The sequence below is a fragment of the Corynebacterium striatum ATCC 6940 genome, assembly GCF_000159135.1.
Classification (GTDB): Bacteria; Actinomycetota; Actinomycetes; order Mycobacteriales; family Mycobacteriaceae; genus Corynebacterium; species Corynebacterium striatum.
Genome location: NZ_GG667519.1, coordinates 228,438 through 232,408 on the forward strand (window position 1 = coordinate 228,438; position 3,971 = coordinate 232,408).

At 61.8% G+C, this 3,971-nt stretch carries 5 protein-coding genes; all 5 read right to left on the reverse strand.

Annotated elements, in window-relative coordinates; translation table 11 throughout:
• Positions 1–176: 176 nt before the first annotated feature.
• Complete coding sequence (locus HMPREF0308_RS01020) at positions 177–725, reverse strand: hypothetical protein (RefSeq protein WP_005527900.1); 549 nt, start codon at positions 723–725, stop codon at positions 177–179.
• A 149-nt stretch (positions 726–874) separates the two neighbouring features.
• Positions 875–1,000, reverse strand: coding sequence for a hypothetical protein (locus tag HMPREF0308_RS14300; RefSeq protein WP_255313631.1), 126 nt, complete (start codon positions 998–1,000; stop codon positions 875–877).
• A gap of 9 nt (positions 1,001–1,009) precedes the next feature.
• Positions 1,010–2,281 (reverse strand): ABC transporter permease, encoded by a 1,272-nt coding sequence (locus tag HMPREF0308_RS01025; protein ID WP_005527902.1) that lies wholly within the window; start codon positions 2,279–2,281, stop codon positions 1,010–1,012.
• The gene (locus HMPREF0308_RS01030) at positions 2,278–2,949 is read right to left on the reverse strand and encodes an ABC transporter ATP-binding protein (RefSeq protein WP_005527904.1); all 672 of its coding nucleotides are present in this window, start codon (positions 2,947–2,949) and stop codon (positions 2,278–2,280) included. Before HMPREF0308_RS01030 ends, HMPREF0308_RS01025 begins: the two co-directional genes overlap by 4 nt.
• The coding region (locus HMPREF0308_RS01035) for an efflux RND transporter periplasmic adaptor subunit (protein ID WP_005527906.1) at positions 2,946–3,971 on the reverse strand (1,026 nt) is incomplete at its 5' end. The genes HMPREF0308_RS01030 and HMPREF0308_RS01035, both read right to left, overlap by 4 nt.

Here is a 3,971-nt window from a genome sequence, read left to right on the forward strand (position 1 = left end):
CACGCTCCTCGGCAGTGGTCTTCTGCTTGAGCTAAGGGGCGACGAGACATATCCCTAAAACTGCGGATAACCCAATTTCGATATGGGAATTCATTGAGCCTATTCCGCCATTTTGCAGCGAAATAGATGCCTACGTTCTCCTTGCAACAGAATTTAAAACCGACGAGAAGTACTGCTCAGTACATGGGGATTTCTGGACCTTGGCCACGGAATTTTTCGGTCAAAAACCCGAATTCGACTTCCCATATATGAAATTTACTCGGTAAGAATGAAGGTTCCTTTTTCTGCCGAGAAACGACATCAGTCTGAGCTGCTTCACGCGTGGTAAATGCAGCCAATATTTCTGGGCTCATTTCCTGGTAGCGCACGGAGGAATGTTGCGCATACCCTTCTCTAAAAACGAGATAGACAAGTTTCGGGAAACGAGACTTGTTTAGTTTTCCTTCCCAGCCTTGAAGGGGAACTTCTTCAGTCCAACAGGTTATACTTGGAGAATCAACATGCTCGGCCATGGCACTTTCCTGCTCTTTGGTTAAAGCGATTCCGACAAATTCTTCGGCATACGTAGCTTCCGTACGCGCAAAGAGCACAAGAACTTTAGCCTGGTTGCTGCTATTTGAAGTTCTACCTATTAAACCTTGCATGCTTCTCCAAACAGTCGCAGTGTAAGTTTTATCGTCGTCTTCGATAGTTCCTGTTGTCGTGCCAATAAGGCTTGTATCCATTAAGCCATGGTAATGAAACTCAACATTTTTCTGTTCGAGTTTGGATTACCCTTGGTTGTAAGAGCGCGTAGGAACACCAGACTATAATGGTGTGTCCCGCCATACCGTCCAATACTGGTACTTAAGTTTACTCTCGTGGTTGATGTAAGTTACTGGACGACTACACCGTGCCGAATTCGGCGGGTTGCGAGATATAGACCATCGCGGGCTCGACGGCGTGCGTCGAGGACGGCGGGATGGGCGGTCTGGTTGTAGTCGTTGCCGAAATGAATCATGCAGCCAAGCTACTCGTAGCGCAGCGCCTCAATCGGGTCGAGTTTTGCCGCCTTGCCGGCGGGGTAGTAGCCGAAGAAGAGCCCGATGGCGAGGGCGAAGAGCAGCGAGACCACAATCGCGCCGAGCGGCGGGAACACGAAGTAGCCCATGAGCGACGAGCCGATCATGCCTGCCACAGAGCCGAGCACCACGCCGATGAGCCCACCGATGAGACACACGATGATGGCCTCCGTCACGAACTGCAGGCGGATGTCACGCCGCCGCGCGCCGAGCGCCTTGCGCACGCCAATCTCGCGGGTGCGCTCCGTGACGGTAATCAGCATGATGTTCATAACGCCGATGCCGCCGACGAGCAGCGAGATCCCGCCGATTGCCGCAATCGCCGCGGACAACGCCGTGAGCAGCTGGTTGAGGCTCGCGAGGTCCTTGCTGAAGTCGGTGACCTCGACGCGGTAGTCCTCGTTGTCGGCGTACATCGAGTCGAAGGCCGCTTGGAGCCGCGCGCCGAGCGCGGCCTTGTCTGTGCCGGCCGCCGCCCGGATGGACACGGAGGAAAAGGCCTCGCCGGCTAAAGGGGCATCGGAAAGCTGGGCAGCGAGGGGGTAGGGCACGAGCGCGTGTTCGGGCCCGCCGCCACCGATGAGCGCGCCGGTGGCGTGGCTGTCGTAGACGCCGATGACGGTGAGCTCCAGATCCGTGCCGTCGAGCGGAGCAAAATTCAGTGTCTGGCCCACCGGGTCGGCGTCGCCGAAGAGCTCGGTGGCGGTCGCGGCAGAGAGCATGGTCACGGCACGGTCGGCCGCGATGTCGTCGTCCGTGAGTGCGCGGCCGGTGCGGACAGTGAACTGCGAGGCCGTCACGTAGTCCGGGTTGGTGGGTTGCACCATCACCGCTGAGCTTTTCGATGCCCCTTCAGGCGTCAGGTCGCCTGGATACGTGTCGTATTCGCCGATGATGACGCCCTCGACGTCGGGCGCCAGTGCCGTGCGAACCTGCTCCAGCTGTTCGGGGGTGAGGAGGGAGTCGGGGTCGTCGACGGAGGACTCGACGTTGTAGTCGGTCTCGCCTTCGTCGGTGCGCTCCTTGACCTGGACCTGGAAGTTATTGGCGCCGACCTTGTCGAGGTCAGAGGTGAACTGGCCCTTGAGCGCGGAGCCGAGGGTGAGGATCGCGATGACGGCGGCAATGCCGATGATGACGCCCAGCAGCGTGAGTAGCGAGCGCATCTTGTTGGTGCGCAGCGAGGTGAGCGCCATGCGCAAAGATTCGGTGAGATTCATTTCAGCACCCCGTCCGTCATGGTCACGGTGCGCGAGCACTCAGCGGCAAGCTCCGGGTTGTGGGTGATAAACACGATGGAGGTGCCGTGCTCGCGGTTGAGCTCGTGGAAGAGGTCCATGACGAGGCGGCCGGTCTGGGAGTCAAGGGCACCGGTGGGCTCGTCGGCGAGGATGACCTCCGGGTTGTTGGCGAGCGCGCGGGCGATGGCGACGCGTTGCTTCTGGCCGCCGGAGAGTTCGTTGGGCAGGTGGCTGGCGCGCTCGGACATGCCGACGAGGTCGAGAAGCTCGGCGGCGCGGCGGGAGCGCTCGCGGCGGGGCACGCCGGCATAAACCATGGGCATTTCCACGTTGGCTAGCGCGGTGATGCGGCCGATGAGGTTGAAGTTCTGGAAGACGAAGCCGAGCTTGTCGGCGCGCAGGCGGGCGAGCGCGTCATCGTTGTAGGTGGAGACGTTCTCGCCGTCGAGGAAATACGTGCCCGCGGTGGGGCGATCGAGCAGCCCAATGATGTTCATGAGCGTGGATTTGCCGGAGCCGGACTGGCCGATGACGGCGACGAATTCGCCAGGTTCCATCGAGAAGTCGCAGCCAGGCAGGACGGTGATTTCGGCGTCGGTGCCCTCGTTAAAGCGCTTGACGATGCCCCGCATCTTGATGAGGCTCATTTCTCTCCGCTCGCTGCGTCGGGCAGGTATGCCTGCTGGCCGACGACGCCTTCATGGGCCGCGCCCTGGGTGAGCACGCGGTCGCCGCGGCGGAGACCAGAGGTGACGGCGGCTTCGAAATCGGTGCGGGTGCCCAATTTCACGTCGCGGCGCTCGATGGTGCCGGAGTCGGAAACGACGAGCACGGCTTTGTCGCCGTCGATGAGCGCGCTGAGCGGAACCGTCAGCGCGTCTTTGTCCTCGTGCGTGACGACCTTGACCTTTGCCGTGGAACCTAGACGCAGGCCCTCGCGGTTGCCGTCCACGCGGACTTCGATGGGGAACTCGGCCTTCCCCGAACCCGCGCCGGTACCGTTCCCCACCGGCGCGGAGGCCCCAGAGCCGGCGGCCTCGGCGGGAGCGGCGGAGACGGGCGAGATGAAGGACACGGTGCCCGTGTATTCCTTATGTGGTTGGCTGGGGGAGGTGAACGTGACGCGGTCGCCGACCTTGATATCCGCGATGTCGGCTTCCTTGACCTTTGCCTTGACTAGGAGGGACGAGTCATCCGCGATCGCGAGCAGCGGCCCCTCGGCGGGGCGGCCTTGCTGCGCGGTGACGGACGTGATCACTCCATTAAGCGGAGAAAATAGGTGAGAACCGGAGATGTCGAACTCGAGTTTCGCATTGGCTTCCTCGGCGGCGACGCGGGCGCCCGCGGCGGACTTGAGGGCGTGGTCGACGGCCTGGGATTGCGTGGCGATTTGCTGTTGGGCGCCGAGCTCTGCGGCGCGCTGGGCGAGCTGGGCGTCGGAAAGCTGGGCGTAGGCGGCGTTGGCGGCGCGCTGCTTGGATCCCACCTCGCGGTCGACGCCCTCGAGCGCGTGGGCGTAGGACTCCTCGGCATGGTCAACCCGGTTCTGGGCGTCGCTGACCGCGTCATCCGCCTCGACCGAGGCGAGCAGCGACGTGGCAATGGTGGTGCCATCCGCGGTGCCCTCGCCAGCAGCACCGAGCGTGGCGAGCGCGGCCTGTAGCGATGC

Excerpts from the sequence above, each read along its gene's own strand:
- HMPREF0308_RS01020 (WP_005527900.1), bottom strand. The coding sequence starts at position 725 with ATGGATACAAGCCTTATTGGCACGACAACAGGAACTATCGAAGACGAC.
- HMPREF0308_RS14300 (WP_255313631.1), bottom strand. The coding sequence starts at position 1,000 with ATGATTCATTTCGGCAACGACTACAACCAGACCGCCCATCCCGCCGTC.
- HMPREF0308_RS01025 (WP_005527902.1), bottom strand. The coding sequence starts at position 2,281 with ATGAATCTCACCGAATCTTTGCGCATGGCGCTCACCTCGCTGCGCACC.
- HMPREF0308_RS01030 (WP_005527904.1), bottom strand. The coding sequence starts at position 2,949 with ATGAGCCTCATCAAGATGCGGGGCATCGTCAAGCGCTTTAACGAGGGC.